Genomic DNA, 16,418 nt, shown 5'->3' with positions numbered 1-16,418 from the left:
TCACAATGCGCTGGAAACAAGTTGCTGGGTATAGGCCGCCTGCGGATCCTCAAGGATCTGGTCGGTCAGCCCGGATTCAATAATGCGGCCGTATTTCATCACGATGGTGCGGGTGGTCAGGTGACGCACCACGCCCAGATCATGCGTGACGACCAGCATGGACACGCCCGTCACCTCTTGCAGTTCCATGATCAGATCAAGGATGCGCGCTTGCACCGACAGATCAAGTCCGGTTGTCACCTCGTCCAGCAGCAACAGCGGCGCGCCGGTGGACAGGGCGCGGGCAATCTGCACCCGTTGCTGCATCCCGCCCGAGAAGTTGCGCGGCAATTCGTCCATGCGCGCGGGCGGCACCTCGGTCCGGGACAGCAGCGCCGTGGCCTTTTCGCGGATCACCCGGTAGCTGAGTTCATCCGACATCAACAGCCGCTCGGCGATGTTGCCCCCCGCTGATATGTCGAAATTCAGCCCCAGCGACGGGTTCTGATAGACCATGCCCATGCGGGTATCGCGCAGGCGCAGTTGCTGTGCTTCGTTCAGTGAGAAGAGGTCATGCGCCTGGCCTTCGTCGTGGAATGTGGCGCGGCCCGAAGTCGGCTTGTCATCGAAATAGAGCATCTTCACGAGGGACGATTTGCCCGAACCACTCTCGCCCATGATGCCCAGCACCTCGCCCTTGTGGAGCCGGAACGATGCGCCCGCCACGGCCACCACCGATCCGCAATGGCGGCAGATGTTGGTGTCATGCTCCGGCCCGGTCACGTCCAGACAGGCGGCGCAGCCGGGGCCGTGGATGCGGGTGAGGTTGTCTACATCTAGGATAGGTTTCATTCTGCGGCCTCCAGCCGTTCAAGGCGCATGTCGCAATAGGCGGCATCCGAGCATTGGAAGACCCGCGCGCCCGCATCATCGAGGAATTCATCAAGAAAGCTGTCATCAGCCCCGCAGCGGCGGCAGCAGTGGCGTTTGCCCGTGGCTTTGTCGCGGAAATTTTCCACTGCAAAGGTCACGTCGTTAAAGGTGATCGGCACGGCATCCGTATGTGGCGGCACGGCATAGATACGCTTTTCGCGGCCTGCGCCGAACAGATATAGGCAATCGGCCTGATGCAGTTTCGGCACGTCAAAGCGCGGGATCGGTGAGGGGTCGATGATATAATGCCCGTTGATCCGCGTGGGATAGCGGTGCGAGATGGTGATCTCGTCAAAGGCGACCATATCTTCATAGAGCTTGACCCAAAGCCGCGCATAATCGGCGCGCCCGTGCATCCGGCGGCGTTTGGCCGCGTTGGGTTCCACCACCACCAGCGGATCAGGATACGGCACCTGAAACACAAGGATCTGATCGGCGCGCAGCGGCAGTTCGGGGATACGGTGGCGGGTCTGGATCACGCTTGCCTCTTCGGTCCGCAGTGTGCCGGTGACGCCCGGACAGGTGAGCGCGAAAAAGTTGCGGATATTGGCCGCGTTCACGCTGTCATCGGCGCCCTGATCAATCACCTTGCAGGCGTCATCGGGGCCAAGCAGCGCCAGCGTCAACTGCATCCCGCCAGTGCCGAAACCGCGCGCAATGGGCATTTCGCGGCTGGCATAGGGGACCTGATGGCCTGGAATACAGACCGCCTTGAAAATCGAGCGGCGCAATTCGCGCTTGGCGTCCTCGTCCAGAAAGGCAAAGCCGTATTCCGCGCCGTCGCGGTTCTGGCCCATGGTGTCAACGGGGTGCATCGGTAGACTCCTCGGCTTTGCCGCGCGCGGCGCGCAGGCGGTCCATGTCGGATTGGAAGGTGACGTAGTGGGGCATCTTGTAGTGGGTGCAAAAGCCCATGCTTTCGATCCCGTCCACATGCAGCAGCACGAATTCGGGGTCTTCCGAAGGGTTGGCGATGCGGCCCTTTTCCTTGGCGACACTGATCGCGCGGTCCAGCACGGACATGGCAATCGCCTTAACCTCGTTATGACCAAAGCAGGCCCCGTAGCCCAAAGTGAAGACCGGCGCGCCATCGTCGGATTTCTCGAACATGGCGACGATTTCACATTCCGTCACCAGAACCTCGCCTGCCTCCATCGGCTTGCCCGTCACCGGATGCGGCACCATGACCGGCACGTAACCGACACGCAATTCGCCGACCGTGGGGTGGACGTCGCCGTACCCGCGCATGTTGGAATAAGCGAGCGCCAGCAGACCGCCGGTTTCCCCGCGTGCCATGGTCGCCAGTTGCGCCGAACGCGGCACCGGAAAAATAAGCGGCTCGCGGGTGATATCAAAAGGCGTCTCGTCGTTGTCTTCCAGCGGGGCAAGCAGACCCTCGTCGCGCAAGCTGTCCAGCACCTTGGGGAAGGTCAGCGGCGTGTCGCTTGCGGCGCGGTTGCCCAGCCAGTCGCGTGCGATCTCGTCAAACCGCTCTGCGCCCTCGTCCATCAACTCGAACCGGAACAACCGGTGCAGGTAATCGGGCGTTGCCCCCAACATCTGCCCGCCGGGAATGTCCTTGAACGCGGCAGAAACACGGCGGATCACGCGCATGTTGCGGGTGTCATGCGGCGCGGTTTCGCCAAGGCGGGGCTTGGTCGAGCGGTAAGCGCGCAAAAAGAACGCGGCTTCAAGGCTGTCGCCCAGTGATTGTTTCAGCGCGAGCGAGGCAAGGCGCGGGTGATACAGGCTGCCCTCGGACAGGACCTTGGAATGCAAAAGCGGCATCTGGCGTTCGATCTGGTCAAGCTCCAGCGGGGCGCTCTCGCCCATGGCGCGCATCGCGTCCATCAGGCGCGAAGACCCCTTGATCGCGTCAGCGCCGCCGCGAATGGCTACATAGGCCATGGCTCAGGCTCCTATCTTGGTTGTGCGGGGGATGACGGTCAGGCAGGTGGCATCGGCCAGCACCAAATCTACCCCCATCGGGAAATCGGCGCACCAGCGCGCGCGGGCGGTCAGCCAGCCGTCTGCAAGGCCCGATGGCGCAAGCCGTGTCTGGGTCGCGATCCCGGGTCCGGTCAGCGTCAGGGCGGCACCATCTGTCAGGCTTTCGACCATCACAATAATCGTCGCCCCGCCTTCGGGTGAATCAAGCGTGCCAAGGTGGGGGGCAAAATCAGGGGCGGCAGTGCCAGCGGCAAGGATAAAACCCGCCTTGTCAACTGCGGCCTTGTTGACGTCCAGAAAGGCCAGATCAGTTCCAGAAAGCGTGCCGGTCAAATCGGACAGTGTCTGGGTGTTGTCGCAAAAGGTGGCAAGTGCTGCCAGTGCAGCAGGCCGCCCGTCCAGCAGGTCCCCCAGATCGGCGATCTGGCCGGGGCGCGCAGCCACGTCCAGAATCCGCCTGAACAATGCCTGATGCGTCGCAGGCCGCCAAAGGCGGGGCAGGTCAAGAACGCTCATTCGTCTTCCTCCGACAAAAGTTGAAAATCGACGCGTGTGCGGTCCAGCGCCAGCGCGCGGCGGGCCTGCACCTCGGCGCGGGCCGCCATACCTTCGGCCAGCAGCGCCTCGATCTCGGGCGCTTCGGGTAGATCGGCCATCAGCGCCGCATCCAGAATGGCAAGCCGTGTGACCAAGGCTAGATCGTCGCTCATCAAAGCAGCACCGCCGCTCGCCATTCCTTCGGGCGTGGTCAGGCGCAGATGGACGCGGGCCATGGGGATTTCGCCCAGATGGAAGGCGGCACCCGCGACAGAATCGCGCGTCTGCATCAGCATCAGCCCTTCACGGGGCGGGGCCAGCGGCTCTACCTGTGCGCGGTCGCGGATGCGGTCGGCAAGCGCCGCAACCCGTCCGGTGTCAGCCGCAGCAAGTGCCGCAGTCCAGTTTTCTCTCTCCGGTCTCATCATCAATTCCTTATCCAATCAGGCGGGAACGCACCCGCGCCGAGATTTGATCAAGCACGAAGACGGTGAGGAAAATCACCAAAAGGATCGTGCCGACATGACCATATTCAAACGTGTCGTAGCGGCCCTTAAGTTCCTGCCCGATACCGCCCGCACCGACCAAGCCGATGACGGCGGCCATGCGCACGTTGCGGTCCAGAATATACAGGGTGTAGGCCACATAGGATGGTGCCACTTGTGGCAGCACGGCGGCGCGCAGCACCCGCAGCTTGCCCGCGCCAAGGGCGGTCAACGCCTCTTGCGGCTTGCGGTCCGCGGCCTCGATATCCTCGGCATAGAACTTGCCCAGAAAGCCCGCGCCGTGCAGCCCAAGCGCAAGATAGCCCGCAATCGCCCCGAACCCGAAGCCCAGCACCAGAAACATCGCGATGATCAGTTCCGGCATGGCGCGCAGAAAGCTGACGACGCCCCGGCTGGCGGAATAGGCAAAACGGTTGGGCGTGTAGTTGCGCGCGCCGAAGAACGCCAGCGGGATCGACAGAATGACCGAAATAATCGTCGCCCAGATCGCGATCTCGAAGGTCTCGACCATCTTGGCCAGCACTTTGGTCAGATAGCCGAACGGGTGGACCAGATATTCCTTCACCTCTATCCGTGGTTCGGCCTGAAGCGTCTCGGCATTCATGTGGAATGTCGTGACCTCGATTGCCTCGATCCGCGTGAACATCGGCAACGCGTCGCGATCGATGTCGGTCAGCCGCGCCAGTTCCAGCCGGTCTTCGATCACAAAGGGAAACAGCGCTCCCAGCATCCGGCCAAGACCACGACCGACCTGACTGGTTTCCTGAAGGCCAACGGCAGACAACACCGCCTCGCCGGACAGGCCAAGCATCTTGTCGACTTCCATGCGGTTGCCCGACCAGATCAGCGCCAGCGCGATCAGCAGGACGGCAAGCGCCGCGCGCCAGTCATAGGGGGCAGGCAGGTGCCATTCTTTCGCAGGGCGGGGATGATGCGCCCCGATCGCCAGTTCACCTTCACGCATAGGCTTGTTCCCTTTTGGCGGGCTGATCCGCAGGCGCGGTCAGGCCTTCGTAGAGTTTTTCTTCCGCAGTGCTGTCGAACAGATGCGGTGGCCCGTCAAAGACCACACGGCCCTTGCGCATCCCGATGATCCGGTCGGCGAATTCCCGCGCCAGATCGGTCTGGTGCAGGCTGCACAGCACGGTCGCCCCCTGTTCAAGAGCCGCCTCTCGCAACAGGCCCAGAACTTCGCGGCTGATTGCGGGGTCAAGGCTGGCGACGGGTTCGTCGGCAAGGATGACTTCGGGCTTCAAAAGCAGCGCCCGCGCGATGCCGACGCGCTGTTGTTGCCCGCCCGACAGGGCCGAGGCACGGCGCGGCAGATGGATTTCATCAAGCCCCACGCGGGCGACAACTTCACAGACGCGGTCCCGGAGATGATCGGGATACCAGCCCAGCATCGCACGCCATGACGGCACCTCGGCCACGGCCCCGGTCAGAACATTGGACGCCACGCTGGCACGTTCCACCAGGTTGAACTGCTGATGCACCATCGCCACGCGGCGGCGAATGCCGCGCAAGGTCCGTGCGGACAGGGCCGTTGTCCCCAGGGTCATTGTACCAGAGGTCAGGTCAGTCAGTCCGTTGACCACCCGCAGAAGCGTGGACTTGCCCGAACCGGACGGGCCAAGTACGACGCAGAATTCGCCTTTGCGAACATTGGCCGACACGCCATCCAATGCGGCGACACCGTCCGGATAGACCTTGCGCAAGTCCCGGAAGGAGAGGTGCGGTTGCACCTCTCCCCCGGTTGCCTGCGCGGCGGATTGGATCGCCGCGACAGACATTATTCACCCGCCTTGGCGATGATCGACGCGCGCAAGTCGCCCGACACGCCCGACAAGGTCACAAGTGCCGGTGCCAGCATTTCGTCGGTGATGTTGGCGTCGTAGCGGTCCACCTGCTTGCCGCCATAACCGCGGATCATCTCCGGGGTCACGCCGGAGGCTTCATGGACAGTATTGAAGGCGGCGCGCAGCGCGTCTTTCACGTCTTGCGGCAGCTTGGTCGACATCGCCAGCGGCGGGTTCGGGATCGGGTCCGACTTGCCCACGACGACGAAGTCCTCGGCGCTGATCGTGCCCTGGTTGATCGCCTTCTCGAAGCTGTCGAACGAGGCCGCCGCCGCGTCCACCTGACCTTCGGCCAGTGCTTTGAGGCTGTTGGCGTGGCTGCCGGTCATGCGGATCACGCTCAGATCCGTCGCCGGATCGAGGCCCGCTGCAACGATCATCGCAACCGGATAGACAAAGCTCGATGTGGAGTTGGCATCACCAAAGGCCATGGAGTGACCAGCCAGATCCGCCACGGTGGCGATGCCGCTGTCCTTGCGGGCGTAGATGCCAGAGAAGTAGGTCGACTCGCCCTTGACGACGTCCACCGCCAGAAGTTCGGCGCAACCGCGCTGTTGTGCGGGCAGGTAAGAGGCAGCGCCGAACCAGGCGATTTCCACCACGTCCGAGCAGATCGCCTCGATCACGGTCGCATAGGTCTGACCGACCTTGATATCGAAGTGGATACCGGTGGTCTGTGTGACAGCATCGAAGACTGGCTGGAAGTCGGCCCGCGTGCCATCTTCAGTGCCACCATCGGCGGGCACGAGCATGACGCGGTAGGGATTGCCGGCGGTGCCGTCGGCTTGTTGCGCAAGAGCGCCAGTGATAGAGATCACAGTTGCGGCTGCAGCCGCAACAAAGGTCTTGAGGATGGACATGGTTCTTCCTTTTGGTTCGCGTTGAATGACTGGGGAGTCAGGGTTGCAGCCGCACCTTAGTCCGGCGGCGGGTTTTCGGTGGCCCACTCGGGATCTGCCACCGAAAGCTGGATGCGGTCGCCACGAAACTGGGTGATCGCATATTCTTGTATCACGCCACATTCCCGGCAGGCGTTCACGCCCTTGACGCGCAGCACCGGCTGGGTGCGCGGCATCCGCAGGGCAAGCGCGTCCTCGGGCAATGGCATGCGTGTGGTGATAAGGCTTTCAACCCGGTCAAGCGTGATACCCGCCACCGCACGCAGATGTTGCGTCAGAGAACCGCCGGTGTAGCTGCGCGCCGCCTCTGCCGCATCACCGGTCATGAAGTGCAAGGTCAACGCATAGGGCATATCACTTTCACCGCGCAGGGTGCGCAGACGCAGCACAGGCGCGCCCTCGGTCACACGCAACCGTCGCGCAACGCCGCCCTCGGCCACAATCTCTTTCGTGTCGATCAATGTGACTTGTGCCGTCCGCCCGCTTGCAGCCAAACGCTCGGTAAATTTGGTATCCGGCCCGATGCCGTAGACCAGCCCGCGCGCAAGGACCCGCGTGCCACGGCCATGGACCCGCTCGACCAACCCTTCGGCGATCAGTTCATCCACCGCACGGCGCAAGGTATGGCGGTTGACGCCGAAGCGCGAGGCCAACTCGGGTTCGGCGGGCAGCCAATCCCCGTCGTCGAGACCCTGCTCGATTTGGCCACGCAAGGCTGTTGCAATCTGCGCCCAGACGGCCATCCCGGATTGTCTGACAAGCTGTGGCAAGGTGCATCTCCCGAATCTCTTCATAGAGACGTCTAGACGTCTAATGTTACAGGGATGCGACAGCCGGACATTCTGGGGGTAGCCGTTACCATGAAAGTTGCCGAGGCAACCGTGGGCCTAAGCCCACGGGTCAATCTCAACCAGCACATGAACCTCGTCGCCGTCGATTTCATCGGCGGGGACGGCGCCGAAGGTTCCATCCCCTGCCTGGAAGACGACGATCGAGACCATGAGCGTGGCGGCGAGGGAGGCGGCGAAGGCGTGTGCATCTTTGCGGGACATTTGTTTGGCTCCTGTCTTGGAGGCGGGGGACCATCCCCCGCGCGACAGGACCTCGAAGGCTAGAGGCCTGGCTGACATCACCGGGTGCGTTCGGACTTGCTCCGAATCCGCCCGGCGGCACGGGCTTGCCCGTAGTCCGACCCCCCGCGGGTTGATCTCGAAGACGGGATTCGGGCCAAGGAAGGGAATGGCGAGCGGGGGATGGTCCCCCAACGTCAGGAGCCGATTGTCCCGCTGATGTTTGGAACGCCGCCAGCCTCCCGGCCACGCTCTTGGTTGAAGACGTCCTTCCTTGGGGATGGATCCTTTGGTGCCCCGCGAACTCAAAGGACAAGGTTGTGATGGTTGAGAGGCCCGCGCTTCGGCGGGCCCCTCGGTTTCAGTTGGGCTCAGGCGGCCAGGTCCGCGCCCCCTGCCCTTTCGCCCTCTTCATCGCCGACGATTTCGAGCCGCGCGTTGCGATAGCCCTCCCGCGCGATCCAAAGCTCGGCCGCGGTGACGGACTCCGCCAGATGCAGCAGTTCCGTATTCCCGCCGAAGTCCAGAAGCACGCGGACCTGCCCGGGCTTCGGCTCCTCGGCCACCTCGAAGACAAGGGCGCTGTCAGCGGAATGGCTGCGCATGATGGTGACGAGGATCACCCCGTCCGAGGAGAAGTTACCCTCATGCAGCGTGAACGACGCGGGAGCCGTCCATGTCGGGTAAGGTCGGGGTGGTTCCTTTTTCACAAGACGGCCCACGCCGTTCGAGCGCTCCCAGGCTGCGAGCTTCTTCGTGAAGCGTGCCGGCGGCTTGGGACTGCCGTCGGTGTAGCGAATGAGCGCCCCGAGGGGTGCGGTATCGATAATGGTTGTTGCAGACAGGATTCCTCATTCCGAATTCGAGAACTTTCATCTATCCTATTGATATTATTACGTTATCGGATGATAGGGGGCGGAATGCCCGCCCCCTGCCAGATAACGTTATTCCGCAGCCAGCATCGCCGCGCCTTCAGCAGGCAGGTCATCCGTCAGGAATGCAGGAAGGTCAGCTTCACTGACGCTGTCGGCCACTTCAGCATCGACATCCGCCCCCTGCCCTTCGGCATGGTCCTCATCGTCCAGCGCCACGAGATCGTTCCGGCGCAGGACTTCGGGCAACCAGCCGCTGCCCTTCAGCAGGCGCTCGGCTTCATTGGCCATCTCGCCCTTCTTCAGGTGATCGAGAAGCTGGGCAGTCCCCTCCCCTTTCGCCTCGCGCACGGCCTCAAGGATGCGCGCCTTGGGCACGCGATTGAGATAGGTGTCGACCGTCGGCTCCCATCCCGCCTCGACCATGTCGAGATCTGTCGCGCGCGCCACGAGATCGGCATGCGCCATCCGCCGGGTCAGACCGCCGGCAGAGATGCCTGCCCCGTAGGGGTTCACCTTCTCATGCAACGCGTTGACACCGAAGCTGAGGCAATGCGCCAGCAGAGCCAGACGGCTGCTCTGGTCAAGGACCGTCAGATAGTCCCAGAGCGCTGCATCGTCGCCAAGCGGCAGACCGGCTTCCCATTCCGCATGACGCTGGTCGACCAGCTTTGCCACCACGCTGTCCTTCAGATCAGACGCCTGCGCCGACATGTAGACGTGACGCACGGACGCCTCGAGACAGCTGCCCGAAGCAGAGGGGGTGCGGAAGGTGTCGGTAACAAGCTTCAGCAGCAGCAGCGTCAGCGCGACATCCGGCGAGCGCCCGATCGCTTCACGCAGCGCCAGCGTCCGGTGGGCCGTCAACTCCATGACCAATCGCTCGGGTAGTGGCTTCAGCGCTCCCTCATCCTCATCATAAGGCAAGTCAGCTCCGATCGGCTGGCCACCCGACATGATGACGGTTCCGCCATGAGCGGCACTGGCCTGGCCATCGGCGAGACCACGATCATCTCCCTGCCCCGCCACCGCAGGATCAGTACCATCCTGGACCGCGGCCTCCTCAACAGGCTCATCCTCTGACCGCACATAGCCGCGATAGACGGCCAGCGCACCGTAGCGGTCGAGCGTGACGAACGCCCCTGCCCGCCCGATTTCCAACGGATGATAGATCAACGGCCGGGTCTCGATCTTTTCCATCTCCGTTTCCAATACGCCAAGCCGCGTGTCGATCTCATCGGGGATGTCATCCTGATCCGCGTATTCCTCCTCGAGCGCTCGGTACTCGGCGAGCAGCTTGGCATGAGCTGCACCTTCGTCATCCGTCATCGGTGCCGGATCACCAGACAGAGACCGCAGCCCGTGGCTGTAGCCGTAGGGCAGGTCAAGCGCGACCTCGATCCACTTCCAGCCCTCAACCGCAACCGTCTCAGCCTCGGCCTGGAGTTTTTCCGTCACCAGCCGATCGAGCAGGGCAGGGTCCTCGAGCCAGCCACCGTCATCGCCCTGAAAGAGGTCATGCAGCATCGTGCCACCAGCCGCTTCATAGGCCTCAACACCAACAAAGACCGCACGCCGGTCTGACGCCCGGACCGAGGTCTCGGTCAGCATGCGCCGGATCTGGAATGGCTCCTTGTTCCAGGATGAATGGATCACATCCCAGACCTGAACCTGACGCGCGTGATCAGGGTTCACGGTGAAGGCCATGAGCTGCTCCAGCGTCATGCCATCCTCGGCATAGACCTCAAGCAGGGCAGGGGCGACGGCGGCAAGTTTGAGGCGCTGCTTCACGATCTGCGGCGTCACGAAGAAGGCGGCAGCAATCTCTGCATCGCTCTGACCCTTGTCCCGCAGCGCCACAAACGCGCGGAACTGATCGAGCGGGTGCAGGGCGACGCGCTGCATGTTCTCGGCCAAGGAATCATCCTCGGCCAGGATGTCGGACGAAGCATCGCGGACGATGCAGGGAATGGGCGTCGTCTTCGCCAACCGCTTCTGCTTCACCAGCAAGGACAAGGCTTGGAACCGGCGGCCACCGGCCGGGATCTCGAATTTGTCGGTCTCGATCCCATCGTCAGCCAACACGGGCCGTACGCTCAGGCTCTGCAACAGACCGCGGCGGGCGATGTCTTCGGCCAGTTCCTCGACGGACACGCCAGCCTTGATGCGCCGCACGTTGGACTGGCTCAGCACCAGCTTGTCAAAAGGGATATCCCGCGAAGGGGACAGGGTGATTCTCTGGACAGCTTTGGTCATCAGACCTTCTCCACGACGGGCGTCGGAAGCCTCTCTCCCGATCTCACTTCCCGTCACCCTCAAACCAGCCCTCCTTTCCCTCTCGATGATCGTATGGTTGCCAATAGGCGACTTAACAGCTGTTAAGTCAGGCCAACCGAGCAACGAAGACGTGGAAACTTAACAGCTGTTAAGCCGCACTTCGCCGACCGATCAAAGCCATGACCATCGGACCGCAAGAGAATTCGCCCGCCGCGGCCTTGGTCGTTAGCGCCCGCAAGTATCCACCCGGTGATCTGATGTCGGAGAAACGTTCCAGCATGGCCACGACGACGATCGAGGCTTGCTCTGGTCCCATGCAGCGCTGCGCTTCTTCCCAAGCGGAAACACTGATCCCCATAGCCGGCCGTACATGACAAGCCGCATCGAAAAGTTGGTGCCAATGTCGAACGTCGCCCTGATAGAAAGTCTTGAGCGAGGGACAGCTGGCAATCACCAGGTGAAGTGGGATTTTCGGCACCCGCCTCGTGTCAGGCTCTTCAAGGTCAGCTACGGGCTCACCCGTATCATCATCAGGCGCGCCGGCCGCCGCCCCGCCTTTTTCTAAGGCAGGTTCAAGATCTATAGATTCTTTATTTGAATTATGATGGTGATGCTCAAATCGGGCATCATTGGTGTTCATTTCTTCTGTTTCAGGGCCATCAATGACATTACGCGCCTGGTCAAGAAAGGTCTCCAGTTCCGTCCGAAATGCCGACAGTTCCTCAAGCGAAAGTTTACGGCGAAGAGCGCGGGCTGTGAGGGCGGACTTGTCGCGGAGCTGGTCCCATAGGCCAAGCCCGGGATGGATCTCCTCGCCGAACTCTGCCAGAGCGGCCAAGTCGCGACGCATGAGGCTCACCACCTCCCTCAGTCGCCGCACACGGTCCTCGGCCTCACGCACAGCCTCTGCGGCCCGTGCAATTTCCTCTGCCCGGCAATAGAGCGGTGAGAGGTCGAAGCCGAAGGCCACCCGATCTTCGCCACGCTTGCGCACATACCGCTTCCCGTTAGGGCTATCGCGTCGCATGAGCAAGCCTGCCTCTACCAACCGGGTGAGGTGACGGCGCATCGTCGAGCAAGGCATGCCGTTCAGCCGCTCGCAGATCGCCTTGTTGGATGGAAAGACGACCATTTCGGTGTTGCCGCCAAGCACATCGTCCGGAAAGAAGCTGAGAAGTCCCTGAAGAACGGTCAGATCGCGCTCAGAAACCCCAAATGCTGCCTGCGCCTTGGACAACTCGCGGAGGAGCTCCCACTTGTTGACGGGCTTGCCTGGAACAGAGGCCTCGGGCCGCTCGATCACGCGCAGATGGGCGTGCGATATCGGCCGCATAAACGGCGAAATCGGTGTGTAATCCATGATGTCATTCACGAAGGCAAAATTTCCCTGGCCCGCGAATCGCTTTGCGCTTGCGGGAAAGGGGCCAGATCGCTACATTCAGAGGTGCGAAAACTGAAGTTTTGTAGCGGGCTGGTCCCGTGCGAAACCTAAGAAAGGTCTCGTGAAGCTTGCTTCTCGGGGCCTTTTTCTTTTCTGCCTGTCTCGTGCCTCCTTTTTGATTGTTGCTCTTCCTCAGTCTTCCGAACGCTTCCAGCGCTCGTGAAGCTCGGCGATCAGCTGCGGGGCGTTGCCCTCAAGCCAGCTGACAAAATCGCTCTCCTCGGCCTTCAACTCGAGCTTGAGTTGCTTTCCACGACGTCCGGTCGTGACAGTGGCGGCACCGACCCCCGGAATCACCGTGCCGGGCCGCCCGCGAGGGCGAGACGAGAATGTGGTCTGTTCGGGCTTCCCTGCAGCAGAGAGGACGGCCAAAAATGCATGATCGGATTTCTCGTCAATACCGCCTTGGCAGGATGTCTTGGCCTCACCGGCCAAAGCTGCAAGCAGTTCGCGATCGGCATCCGTAGCCCCCAGCAACTTCTTGAGCTCTTCCCACCTTGGCCGACCAATGCCCGGAGCGGCACCGATGGCGAGGACCAGGTCCTCCCCAACGGTGCGGACCACGCTTAACAGCTGCGACACTCCTGCCTCGGTCAGATTGAGAACCTCGGCGACACCCTTGTTAGTGCGTTCGGATACGCTCAAATGGTCACCGTCGAGCAAGGCTGCGGCAACAAGCGCACGTTCGATGAAGCTTAGATCCCGCCGCTCCTGGTTCTCTAACAGCTGATCACGAAGTGCCTGATCGCCCTCCATCTCTGTGACAATGGCGCGGACCTTGATCCCAAGTTCTCTGCAAGCTTCCAGTCGACGACGGCCATAGATCAGGCTGTAGCGATCACCCTCAAGTGGCCGAACGAGGATTGGTACTCGCTGTCCGTTCTTGGAAATTGACGCCTTGAGGCCCTCTGTCTCGATCTGCAGCCGGTCATCGAGCCGACCTGTGGTTTCGATTTGGTCAGGCTCGATTTCGAAAACGCCGCCGCGCAGCCTGCGCCCCTCAAGAGCATCGGGCGCGTTGCGCAGGGTCTGCAGCGGCAGTCCCAGTTTAGGCTTTCTTGCCATTGCGTCCCCACGTGTTCTGGATAATCGCCGCGATCTCGTCGTTGACGGCGTTCATGGATTCGATTGCACGATCGAAAGTCTGACGCGTGAAGTCCTTCTTGTCGGCCTCGTAGAGCGTCTGCTTCGTCAGCCCTGCATCAGAGATCGCAGTCGACTCAACCATATGGTTGGTCAGCACTGACCTGCCGAACAGACCCCGGATGAAAGCAATGACTTCGGTCTGCGGGGCATCACCCACCTTGTAGCGGGTCGGCAGAAAGCGCAGCCAGTCGAAGCGAAGGTTTGCGCCAGCATCCCGGATGACGCCAAGCAGATCAGCGGTCATTCGCAGAAACTGCGACATGGACATCAGATCGAGCATTTGCGGGTGAACGGTAACAAGCACCCCTGACGATGCTGAAAGGGCGGACATGGTTAAGAAGCCAAGCTGCGGCGGACAGTCGATGACGACGACGTCATAGTCTGCTTCAACACTATCAAGCGCATCACGCACACGGGCAAAGAACGCGCGGGCGCCGCCTCGCTGAATGGCAGCCGGCGTCTCATGTTCGAATTCCATGAGCTCTAGGTTCCCGGGGATAAGGTCGAGGCCTCGGATGTAGGTTTTACGGATTACATCCGAGATCGGGACCGGTTCATCATAGCGAACTGCGTCATAAAGCGTTCCACCCTCCATCAGGTCCAGCTCAGGCTGGATGCCATGCAGCGCGGAAAAGGATGCTTGGGGGTCCAGATCGATCGCAAGGACACGATATCCCTTGAGAGCCAAGCGCTGCGCAAGGTGAGCTGATGTTGTCGTTTTCCCCGAGCCGCCTTTGAAGTTCACAACGGAGACAATCTGAAGCTCGTCACCGGCACGACGCCCCGGGACGTAGGTCCCAGGCTTCTTCGCGTTTGCCTCTAGGGCGTGGCGAATTTCCCAGATATCATCGAGGGTATATCGTCGGTGGCTGCCTGCGGTGGTTTCGACGTCAGCGATCTTTCCTTCTCGATGAAGCTTGCGAAGGTAGGTATGATCGACGCCAAGCAACTCTGCCGCCTCGCCGCTAGTCAGGCTGCGCATGACTTTCTTGGCGTCGGGAGGGAAGTGGGCCGCACGTTGCGCATGAAGATTGGACGCGAGAAGCTCTGCGTAGTGCCCGATGGCAATGTCCAGGTCCTGCTCAGCTTCGCTCATCTCTGCCTCGATTCGTGGGCGCGTTTTTTATGTGACCGCGCGTTATTTATCGAGACTATTGCCCGAGCTTTCAGATTCGTGCAAGCTCTTTCTAGATATGGTGTCATTCGCTGCGTCATGCACAAGAGTGGCCGGGGTTCGGCGCTGGCTTGTCTTCGGAACCATTCGGATATACATTACAAGACGTATATCCGCATGGGAGCTCAAGATGCAGGTCGCGAAATGGGGTAACTCGCTGGCCGTCCGTTTGCCCGCAGAGCTCGTCCGAGAGCTTGGTCTCAAGGAGGGTGATCAGATCGACCTGGTCAAGGACGACGGACGGGTCAGAGTGCGGCGCCTTGCTCGTGCGGATGAGGTGCTGACCGGCCTGCGCCGCTTCCGGGGCAAGTTGTCCGCTGCAGAACGTCTGAGCCGCGACGACGCGCATGAGCGCTGAGTTTGCGGACACGAATGTCGTTCTTTACCTGCTCGACGACGGTCCGAAGGCTGATCGCGCCGAGGTGATCCTGGGGCAGGGGCCCCGGATCAGTGTTCAGGTGTTGAACGAGGCGCTGGTAAACTGCCGCCGCAAGGCCGGCCTCAGTTGGGAAGAGACGGGGACATTTCTTGCGGGCGTGCGCACCCTGTGTCCGGTCGAGGAGCTTACACTGCAGACCCACGATGTCGGCCGCGCTCTCGCAGAGCGCTACAGCTTCTCGGTCTACGATGCGATGATCGTGGCCAGCGCTTTGATCGCAGGCTGCACGACTCTGTGGAGCGAAGATATGCAGGATGGCCTGCTTGTGGAGGACCAACTCCGGATCGTGAACCCCTTCGCGTGAACAGATCGTTCTCTTCGCGCTCAGTCGAGCAAGCCAAGTCTCTCGGCCCGCTCCAGCAGCATCTTCACTGAAGACGGCTGCCAGCTTGTCCTACCGCGGGGTGTGCGCTCGCGCATCGCCTCTAGGCGGTTACAGATCGCCTGAAGCGTGATATCGGGATCCGCGCCCTTGATGCCGGCGACGATGGCGGGCAGACGGTCATCGGTTTCGCGGCGCCCGGCGCGGGCCAGCACCTCGGTAGGCAGGAAGCCGTCGCGGACATAGGCCTTCACAGCGCGTAGCAGGCGGCTTTGGGTCCAGCGACGCGCCTCGGGCAAGGGGCCGTTGATGATGCGCACCACGTCTTCCCAAGCCAAGTCGGGGCGCAGGCGACGCACATGGGGCACCCAGTCTTGGGCAGTCTCGTTCAGCCGCTCCATGTAGCCGTCCTGTCGCGCCAGCCGTACCTTACGAAGAGCGGCAGGGTCTTTGTCCCGCAGCCCAGGGTTTCCGCCCACGCGGCCCTTGGTGCGCGCAGAGGCCAGCCCCGCCTTGGTGCGTTCCCGGATCAGGGCGCGTTCGAACTCGGCCGCGGCCCCCAGCACTTGCAACGTGAACTTGCCCTGCGGGGACCCGGTGTCGATGGGGTCCTGAATGGAACGGAAGAACGCACCCTTCGCCTCCAGCCGCTCGATCACCTCCAGCAGATGCGACAGGGATCGCGCGAGGCGGTCGATTCGCACGACGACCAGCGTGTCGCCTTTGCCGATCCGCTCCAACACCCGCGCAAGCACCGGCCGCGCACGATTGCCGCCCGAGGCCTGTTCTTCATGGATCTCGGCGCAGCCCGCAGATCTCAGGGCCTCAGACTGGGGCAGGGGGGTCTGATCCTCGGTCGATACGCGCGCATAACCGATCAGGGGCATCAAAACAGTCTTTTTGCAGTTTTATGTATCGTAACTAAACGACCGTTTGAAAACGGATGCAAGGGCGCTCTCTGTGGCCCTGCTCAACAGAAAGCCCTTGGTTTCTACACAGTTGTCGCATTTAGTTCCC

The 16,418-nt window shown here is 61.8% G+C and carries 18 protein-coding genes; 2 read left to right on the top strand and 16 right to left on the bottom strand.

The annotated features are described in order from the left end of the window. The 15 genes from ABIE58_RS13860 to repA all read right to left on the bottom strand — a co-directional run bounded on the left by ABIE58_RS13860 (position 1) and on the right by repA (position 14,562). Positions 1 to 831, bottom strand: a complete 831-nt coding sequence (locus ABIE58_RS13860; protein WP_354545309.1) for an ATP-binding cassette domain-containing protein — start codon at positions 829 to 831, stop codon at positions 1 to 3. Then, a complete protein-coding gene (locus ABIE58_RS13855) occupies positions 828 to 1,727 on the bottom strand; it encodes an alpha-D-ribose 1-methylphosphonate 5-phosphate C-P-lyase PhnJ (RefSeq protein WP_354545308.1) in 900 nt (299 codons plus the stop codon). Before ABIE58_RS13855 ends, ABIE58_RS13860 begins: the two co-directional genes overlap by 4 nt. Continuing rightward, on the bottom strand, positions 1,714 to 2,820 hold the full coding sequence (locus ABIE58_RS13850; protein ID WP_354545307.1) for a carbon-phosphorus lyase complex subunit PhnI: 1,107 nt from the start codon (positions 2,818 to 2,820) through the stop codon (positions 1,714 to 1,716). The genes ABIE58_RS13855 and ABIE58_RS13850 overlap by 14 nt, the downstream gene beginning before the upstream one ends. Positions 2,821 to 2,823: 3 nt before the next feature. Beyond that, on the bottom strand, positions 2,824 to 3,378 hold the full coding sequence (phnH, locus tag ABIE58_RS13845) for a phosphonate C-P lyase system protein PhnH (protein WP_354545306.1): 555 nt from the start codon (positions 3,376 to 3,378) through the stop codon (positions 2,824 to 2,826). Continuing rightward, positions 3,375 to 3,824 (bottom strand): phosphonate C-P lyase system protein PhnG, encoded by a 450-nt coding sequence (gene phnG, locus ABIE58_RS13840; protein ID WP_354545304.1) that lies wholly within the window; start codon positions 3,822 to 3,824, stop codon positions 3,375 to 3,377. Before phnG ends, phnH begins: the two co-directional genes overlap by 4 nt. 10 nt (positions 3,825 to 3,834) lie before the next feature. Then, positions 3,835 to 4,869, bottom strand: coding sequence for a phosphonate ABC transporter, permease protein PhnE (gene phnE / locus ABIE58_RS13835; RefSeq protein WP_354545302.1), 1,035 nt, complete (start codon positions 4,867 to 4,869; stop codon positions 3,835 to 3,837). Next, positions 4,862 to 5,695 (bottom strand): phosphonate ABC transporter ATP-binding protein, encoded by an 834-nt coding sequence (gene phnC, locus ABIE58_RS13830; RefSeq protein WP_354545301.1) that lies wholly within the window; start codon positions 5,693 to 5,695, stop codon positions 4,862 to 4,864. Before phnC ends, phnE begins: the two co-directional genes overlap by 8 nt. Then, positions 5,695 to 6,621, bottom strand: a complete 927-nt coding sequence (locus ABIE58_RS13825; RefSeq protein WP_354545300.1) for a phosphate/phosphite/phosphonate ABC transporter substrate-binding protein — start codon at positions 6,619 to 6,621, stop codon at positions 5,695 to 5,697. The genes phnC and ABIE58_RS13825 overlap by 1 nt, the downstream gene beginning before the upstream one ends. Before the next feature lie 56 nt (positions 6,622 to 6,677). After that, positions 6,678 to 7,403, bottom strand: coding sequence for a phosphonate metabolism transcriptional regulator PhnF (gene phnF / locus ABIE58_RS13820; protein ID WP_354545299.1), 726 nt, complete (start codon positions 7,401 to 7,403; stop codon positions 6,678 to 6,680). 144 nt (positions 7,404 to 7,547) lie between these two features. After that, the gene (locus tag ABIE58_RS13815) at positions 7,548 to 7,712 is read right to left on the bottom strand and encodes a hypothetical protein (protein ID WP_354545298.1); all 165 of its coding nucleotides are present in this window, start codon (positions 7,710 to 7,712) and stop codon (positions 7,548 to 7,550) included. Positions 7,713 to 8,101: 389 nt separating this feature from the next. After that, the gene (locus ABIE58_RS13810; protein ID WP_354545364.1) at positions 8,102 to 8,575 is read right to left on the bottom strand and encodes a UCP036055 family protein; all 474 of its coding nucleotides are present in this window, start codon (positions 8,573 to 8,575) and stop codon (positions 8,102 to 8,104) included. Positions 8,576 to 8,674: 99 nt separating this feature from the next. Beyond that, positions 8,675 to 10,858 carry a ParB/RepB/Spo0J family partition protein gene (locus ABIE58_RS13805; RefSeq protein WP_354545297.1) on the bottom strand — a complete coding sequence of 728 codons (2,184 nt, stop codon included), beginning with the start codon at positions 10,856 to 10,858 and terminating at the stop codon, positions 8,675 to 8,677. 169 nt (positions 10,859 to 11,027) lie between these two features. After that, positions 11,028 to 12,239, bottom strand: a complete 1,212-nt coding sequence (repC, locus tag ABIE58_RS13800) for a plasmid replication protein RepC (protein ID WP_354545296.1) — start codon at positions 12,237 to 12,239, stop codon at positions 11,028 to 11,030. A 213-nt stretch (positions 12,240 to 12,452) separates the two neighbouring features. Beyond that, positions 12,453 to 13,385 carry a plasmid partitioning protein RepB gene (repB, locus tag ABIE58_RS13795; protein ID WP_354545295.1) on the bottom strand — a complete coding sequence of 311 codons (933 nt, stop codon included), beginning with the start codon at positions 13,383 to 13,385 and terminating at the stop codon, positions 12,453 to 12,455. Continuing rightward, positions 13,369 to 14,562, bottom strand: coding sequence for a plasmid partitioning protein RepA (repA, locus tag ABIE58_RS13790; RefSeq protein ID WP_219436668.1), 1,194 nt, complete (start codon positions 14,560 to 14,562; stop codon positions 13,369 to 13,371). The genes repB and repA overlap by 17 nt, the downstream gene beginning before the upstream one ends. 208 nt (positions 14,563 to 14,770) lie before the next feature. Between repA and ABIE58_RS13785 the strand changes: the two genes are divergently transcribed. Beyond that, the gene (locus tag ABIE58_RS13785) at positions 14,771 to 14,998 is read left to right on the top strand and encodes an AbrB/MazE/SpoVT family DNA-binding domain-containing protein (protein WP_009503866.1); all 228 of its coding nucleotides are present in this window, start codon (positions 14,771 to 14,773) and stop codon (positions 14,996 to 14,998) included. Beyond that, positions 14,988 to 15,383: a PIN domain-containing protein gene (locus tag ABIE58_RS13780; RefSeq protein ID WP_219436667.1), complete on the top strand. Its 396-nt coding sequence runs from the start codon at positions 14,988 to 14,990 to the stop codon at positions 15,381 to 15,383. Before ABIE58_RS13785 ends, ABIE58_RS13780 begins: the two co-directional genes overlap by 11 nt. 20 nt (positions 15,384 to 15,403) lie before the next feature. Here ABIE58_RS13780 and ABIE58_RS13775 read toward each other — a convergent pair whose 3' ends face one another. Next, entirely contained in the window at positions 15,404 to 16,288 is an 885-nt protein-coding gene (locus ABIE58_RS13775; protein WP_354545294.1) for a recombinase family protein, read from the bottom strand. Between the last annotated feature and the right edge of the window lie 130 nt (positions 16,289 to 16,418).

The organism is Roseovarius sp. MBR-78 (assembly GCF_040547535.1).
Lineage (GTDB): Bacteria > Pseudomonadota > Alphaproteobacteria > Rhodobacterales > Rhodobacteraceae > Roseovarius.
This window is presented reverse-complemented; position numbering and strand designations above follow the sequence as displayed.

Excerpts from the sequence above, each read along its gene's own strand:
- ABIE58_RS13860 (WP_354545309.1), bottom strand. The coding sequence starts at position 831 with ATGAAACCTATCCTAGATGTAGACAACCTCACCCGCATCCACGGCCCC.
- ABIE58_RS13855 (WP_354545308.1), bottom strand. The coding sequence starts at position 1,727 with ATGCACCCCGTTGACACCATGGGCCAGAACCGCGACGGCGCGGAATAC.
- ABIE58_RS13850 (WP_354545307.1), bottom strand. The coding sequence starts at position 2,820 with ATGGCCTATGTAGCCATTCGCGGCGGCGCTGACGCGATCAAGGGGTCT.
- phnH (WP_354545306.1), bottom strand. The coding sequence starts at position 3,378 with ATGAGCGTTCTTGACCTGCCCCGCCTTTGGCGGCCTGCGACGCATCAG.
- phnG (WP_354545304.1), bottom strand. The coding sequence starts at position 3,824 with ATGAGACCGGAGAGAGAAAACTGGACTGCGGCACTTGCTGCGGCTGAC.
- phnE (WP_354545302.1), bottom strand. The coding sequence starts at position 4,869 with ATGCGTGAAGGTGAACTGGCGATCGGGGCGCATCATCCCCGCCCTGCG.
- phnC (WP_354545301.1), bottom strand. The coding sequence starts at position 5,695 with ATGTCTGTCGCGGCGATCCAATCCGCCGCGCAGGCAACCGGGGGAGAG.
- ABIE58_RS13825 (WP_354545300.1), bottom strand. The coding sequence starts at position 6,621 with ATGTCCATCCTCAAGACCTTTGTTGCGGCTGCAGCCGCAACTGTGATC.
- phnF (WP_354545299.1), bottom strand. The coding sequence starts at position 7,403 with ATGGCCGTCTGGGCGCAGATTGCAACAGCCTTGCGTGGCCAAATCGAG.
- ABIE58_RS13815 (WP_354545298.1), bottom strand. The coding sequence starts at position 7,712 with ATGTCCCGCAAAGATGCACACGCCTTCGCCGCCTCCCTCGCCGCCACG.
- ABIE58_RS13805 (WP_354545297.1), bottom strand. The coding sequence starts at position 10,858 with ATGACCAAAGCTGTCCAGAGAATCACCCTGTCCCCTTCGCGGGATATC.
- repC (WP_354545296.1), bottom strand. The coding sequence starts at position 12,239 with ATGGATTACACACCGATTTCGCCGTTTATGCGGCCGATATCGCACGCC.
- repB (WP_354545295.1), bottom strand. The coding sequence starts at position 13,385 with ATGGCAAGAAAGCCTAAACTGGGACTGCCGCTGCAGACCCTGCGCAAC.
- repA (WP_219436668.1), bottom strand. The coding sequence starts at position 14,562 with ATGAGCGAAGCTGAGCAGGACCTGGACATTGCCATCGGGCACTACGCA.
- ABIE58_RS13785 (WP_009503866.1), top strand. The coding sequence starts at position 14,771 with ATGCAGGTCGCGAAATGGGGTAACTCGCTGGCCGTCCGTTTGCCCGCA.
- ABIE58_RS13780 (WP_219436667.1), top strand. The coding sequence starts at position 14,988 with ATGAGCGCTGAGTTTGCGGACACGAATGTCGTTCTTTACCTGCTCGAC.
- ABIE58_RS13775 (WP_354545294.1), bottom strand. The coding sequence starts at position 16,288 with ATGCCCCTGATCGGTTATGCGCGCGTATCGACCGAGGATCAGACCCCC.